At 65.8% G+C, this 4570-nt stretch carries 5 protein-coding genes; 1 reads left to right on the top strand and 4 read right to left on the bottom strand.

The features are described from left to right. From P3W85_RS44835 to P3W85_RS44825, 3 genes are all read right to left on the bottom strand, one after another. Positions 1–527, bottom strand: a 527-nt coding sequence (locus tag P3W85_RS44835; RefSeq protein WP_276269570.1) for a TenA family transcriptional regulator, incomplete at its 3' end; no start/stop codon positions are given. A gap of 164 nt (positions 528–691) precedes the next feature. Further along, a complete protein-coding gene (locus P3W85_RS44830) occupies positions 692–1624 on the bottom strand; it encodes an ornithine cyclodeaminase family protein (RefSeq protein ID WP_276269569.1) in 933 nt (310 codons plus the stop codon). A gap of 92 nt (positions 1625–1716) precedes the next feature. Beyond that, entirely contained in the window at positions 1717–2469 is a 753-nt protein-coding gene (locus P3W85_RS44825; protein WP_276269568.1) for a sulfite exporter TauE/SafE family protein, read from the bottom strand. A 294-nt stretch (positions 2470–2763) separates the two neighbouring features. Between P3W85_RS44825 and P3W85_RS44820 the strand changes: the two genes are divergently transcribed. Beyond that, complete coding sequence (locus P3W85_RS44820; RefSeq protein ID WP_276269567.1) at positions 2764–4302, top strand: hypothetical protein; 1539 nt, start codon at positions 2764–2766, stop codon at positions 4300–4302. On the opposite strand, the gene P3W85_RS44815 is transcribed toward P3W85_RS44820, so the two are convergent. Continuing rightward, positions 4299–4570: hypothetical protein (locus P3W85_RS44815; RefSeq protein ID WP_276269566.1), on the bottom strand; the 272-nt coding region annotated here is incomplete at its 5' end. The two genes, P3W85_RS44820 and P3W85_RS44815, sit on opposite strands and share 4 nt — an antisense overlap.

Genomic DNA, 4570 nt, shown 5'->3' with positions numbered 1-4570 from the left:
AAGAATTCGACCTCCTCGTCGGTGAAGCCGTACTTGTCGCGCAGGGTGGGGGTCTGCTTGCGGTAGATCGAGGGCACCTGGGATTCGAGGCCGACCACCAGGCCGGCCACGGCGACGACGGGGTCTTCGCGCATGGCCACGGCATAGCACCAGCTTTGCAGGCCGCGGGTGGTGGGGGACATATTGTCGGGGTCGAGCACGCGCTCGCGGGTGGTGCCGCAGGCCTCGGCGAAGCGGATCAGCAGGTCGGTGTGGCGATCGCCGCCGATTTCCTCTTCATACATATTGGCCAGCAGGAAGTCCTTGGCTTCGGTGAAGCGGTCGGGGGTGCGGGCGTAGAGGTAGGCGAGGTAGTCGGCGAAGGGGCCGACGTAGTGGTAGTGGTTCTCGGCCCAGCGGGCGAGGTGGTCGCGGGAGAGTTTGCCGCTGGCCCATGCCACGCTGAAGGGGGCCTTGTTGGCGCTCTTGCCTTTGATGGCGTTTTCAAGGGCGGCACGGAAATCATCGCGGTTCATCAGTTCGGCCATTGGGGGCTCCTGTGGGAACGGGTTCAAGGTTGGGGGACTGCGTGGCGTGGTCCGGAAGCATCGATCCGATACCTTGATACAAATTGTATACTATCTACAGTTTTGCGAAAGAGGGTTTGAGGCGATTTTGTCTGCGCACGGTATTCGTGCCTGATATCTGGCGTTCATGCGGCTTTGGCTTCACCCGCCGCGGCAATCTGCCGGTAGGCGAAGCCCGCCAGCGCCACATCCTCCAGCCCGACGCCCACCGACTTGTAGATCAGGATGTCCGCGTCGCTGCCGCGCGCCTGCACGCTGCCGGTTACCACCTCGGCCAGTTCGACGATCTTGCCGGCCGGCAGCGCGGCGGGGTCGGCCAGCACGATGTCGCCTGCCTCGCGCATCGATTGGGGGCGCCATTCCACCACCAGCTTGCTGGCGCGCGCGAGCGCTACGTCATCCAGTTCGCGGGTGTGCGGCAGGCTCGAGCCGATCGCTGCGACGAAGGCGCCGGGCTTGAGCGCATGGCCGGAGAACAGCGGGGTGGTGGAGCGCGAGGCAGTGACCACGATATCGGCCTGGGCTGCCGCCTGGTCCGGTTCGGCAAAGGCCGCCGGGATGCCGCACCACTGCGCCAGGCGCTCGGGCATGGCGGCATCCGCGTACGGGTCGGACAGCAGGATGCGCTCGAGCGGCAGCGCGGCGGCCAGCTGGCGCGCATGCTGCACGCCTTGCGTGCCGGCACCGAACAGGGCCAGCACTCGCGCGCCGGCGCGGGCGAGATGGCGCGCGGCCAGTACCGAGCAGGCCGCGGTGCGCAGCCGGGTGATGGCGCCGGCATCGAATGACGCCAGCGGGCGGCCATCCTCGGTCGAGAAGATCAGGATGACAAAGGAAAACTGCCCTTTGATGGTGGTGTAGACCTTGGCGCCCGCCACCTGCTGCTCGGGAATCACCGCGCCCAGCGTGGATAGCTTGACGCCGCCGGCCTCGGTGCGGATGCGCTCCTGCATGGCCGCCTTGCCTTCGCCGAAGCTGCGAAAGGCGTCCAGCATCACTTGCTGGACGTCGGCGGGGTTGACGTGGCGGTCGATCATCTCGTCAGTGATATGCAGCATGGTCTGTTTCCTGGGTTCCTGGGTTGGCGCGATGCGCTCTGGGTGAACGATGAGGGAAAGGATGGGCATGTGGGGAAAAGGCAAGCGAAGCCTCAGGCGGGCAGGGCGAGCTTGATCAGCACGCCGAGCGCGCCGGCGCTGCACAGTGCCAGCAGCAACCGGCGCACGGCCTTCGCCGGAAAGCGGTTCTTGAGGCGGTTCGAGACGCCAAAGCCGATCAGCAGCATCGGCGACAGGCTCGCGCTGAGCCAGAGATCGTCCAGGCCGAAGCGGCCGGCGGCGGACAGCATGGCCAGCGAGAAGGCGGCGCCGGCGCACAGGATGCAGCCGATGGTCGCCCGCAACTGCGCAGGCGGCAGGTGCTGCATGACGATGGCGAAGGGCGGTGCGCCGGCCGAGGTGACCGTGCCCATGAAGCCGGACGCGGCGCCCGCGACAGCCATGTTCAGGCTGGATGCCCGCACCCGCCAGCCCAGCAGGCTGAGGCCCACCGCCGCCAGGATCGACAGCGCGAACACCAGCGCCAGCAGGTCGGCCGGCAACTGCGTCATGGCCGCCACCGCCACCAGCGTGCCGGCGGCGCGGCCCGCCAGTGCATTGCCCGCCGCCCGCCAGGCAATGGCGCGGAACTCGCGCAGGGCGCCGAGCAGCGAGACCAGTCCGCCCATGGCAAGCAGGGGGCCAGGGGCCAGTTGCGGGAAAAACAGCACGGCGACCGGGGCCGACACCATGGAGAAGCCGATCCCGCCAACGCCCTGCAGGCAGGCGCCGGCCAGGATCAGGGCCCCCATCATGCCGAATTGCCAGGCCGTGATGCCGGCGGGTAGGAGGGTGGAAAGTGTCATGGTGGCCTTGGGATGGAAGAACTGTGAATTATTGGTATACAGTCTACATAAAAATACAAGAGATAGGCATCGGTGTTTTAGGGAATGGGCTGCGCCAGCCCGCAAAAGGTGCCTGAATGCCCTTTATTGGCGCGGTAAAATAAGGGATTGCACCAGTCTGGGTGGAATCCCTAGCTCAGTCATATTTCCCTTGTTTTGATCTCAATCAAGAATATAGTATACGTTCATGGGGCAGCCATAGCCCCGAGCGTCGACAGACGATGGTCTCTACAGACAAAGATCCAAGGGGAATACATGCAACACGAAGTAGCGATAGGGGCGGCACACTGGATCTACCTGGTGGGCGTGGCGGTGATCGTCATGACCATGATCCTGCGGGCCAATGTGGTCGTACCGTCGATCCTGGGCACGTTCCTGGTGGTGTTCGCGCTCACCGGCAGCCCGGTGTCGGCGCTGGGCGGGATCTTTTCGGCAAGCCTGGTGGCGGCCAAGGAGCTGTTCAACATCTTCCTGGTGATCGCCTTCATGACCGCGCTGCTCAATGCGCTGAAAACGCTGCGCTCGGATATCCGCATGGTGGAGCCGTTCCGCGTGGTGATGAAGAACGGCCATTCGGCGTTCTTCATCCTCGCTGGCATCACCTATGTGATTTCCCTGTTTTTCTGGCCTACGCCGGCGGTGCCGCTGGTGTCGGCCATCCTGTTGCCCGCGGCAATCGCCGCGGGCCTGCCGCCGCTGGCTGGCGCCATGGCGATCGCGATTGCCGGCCAGGGCATGGCGCTCTCGTCGGACTATGTGATCGGCGTGGCGCCGGGCATCAGCGCCAAGGCGGCCGGGGCCGCGGTCAGCGCGGCGGTGGTGGCGGACCGCGCGCTGGTGCTGTCGATCATTACCGGCGCCATCGCACTGACCCTGGCTTACCTGTCGATGCGCAAGCACATCGTGCCGGCCAGCGGCACCTTGCTCACCAGCTGGCAGGCCCGCGCCAGCGGCGCCGATCCGCAGGTGGAGCACGCCGGCACCTTCGACAAGGCCGAGATCGCCCGCGGTACCGAGCATGCCGAGCCGCTGGCCACCGATTCCAATATCGAGCGCAGCCTGGCCATGGTGGCGCTGCGCCGCGTGAAGTGGTCGAAGTGCTTTGCGCTCGTTACGCCGCTTGCCTTTTTCGGGGTGGTGGCGGTGATGGTGGTGCCCAAGATGGGTAGCGGGCTGCCCGAGCTCAAGGGGGGCGACGCCGCCGCGCTGGTCGGTGGCGTCGCGGCGCTGCTGATGATGCTGGCCACGCTGGCCGCCGAGGGGCCGCGCAAGATGCTCGATGTTTGTCCCGAGCACATCACTGATGGTTTTGTCTTCGCCTTCAAGGCGATGGGTTCGGTGCTGCCGATCGCGGGCTTCTTCTTTGTGGGCGCGGGCGAGACCGCGGCGCAGATCCTCGGCGTCAGCGTGGACAAGGCGCCCAGCCTGCTGTTCGAGCTGATCCAGGCTTACCAGCACCTGATTCCCGACAACCACGTGCTGGTGGCCTTCGGCGTGCTGCTGGTGGGCATGATCACCGGCATCGACGGCTCCGGCTTTGCCGGCCTGCCGCTCACCGGCACGCTGGCCGGCGCGCTGGGCCCGGTGGTGGGATTCGATTCCGCCACGCTGGCGGCCATCGGCCAGATGGGCGCGGTCTGGACCGGCGGCGGCACGCTGATCGCGTGGTCGTCGCTGATCGCGGTGGCGGGCTTTGCGCGCGTGCCGGTGCTCGATGCGGTGCGGGCCTTGCTGGTGCCGGTGCTGATCGGGCTGAGCGTTTCCACGGTGTGCGCCATGCTGCTCTGGCGCTAGCGGGCAGGGCGGTGCTTGCGGCCTTGGTCGCGATGGTTGCCTGATATTGGAAGAGCGAGGCCCCTGGCCTCGCTTTTTTTGTATCTCGGCATCCCTTCGCTCTTTTCAAAAACTGTAGATAGTATACAATTTGCATCAAGGTATCGGATCGATGCTTCCGGACCACGCCACGCAGTCCCCCAACCTTGAACCCGTTGCCACAGGAGCCCCCAATGGCCGAACTGATGAACCGCGATGATTTCCGTGCCGCCCTTGAAAACGCCATCAA

Origin of the sequence: Cupriavidus basilensis, assembly GCF_029335485.1 — a bacterium.
In the GTDB taxonomy this organism is placed as follows: Bacteria; Pseudomonadota; Gammaproteobacteria; order Burkholderiales; family Burkholderiaceae; genus Cupriavidus; species Cupriavidus basilensis_E.
This window is presented reverse-complemented; position numbering and strand designations above follow the sequence as displayed.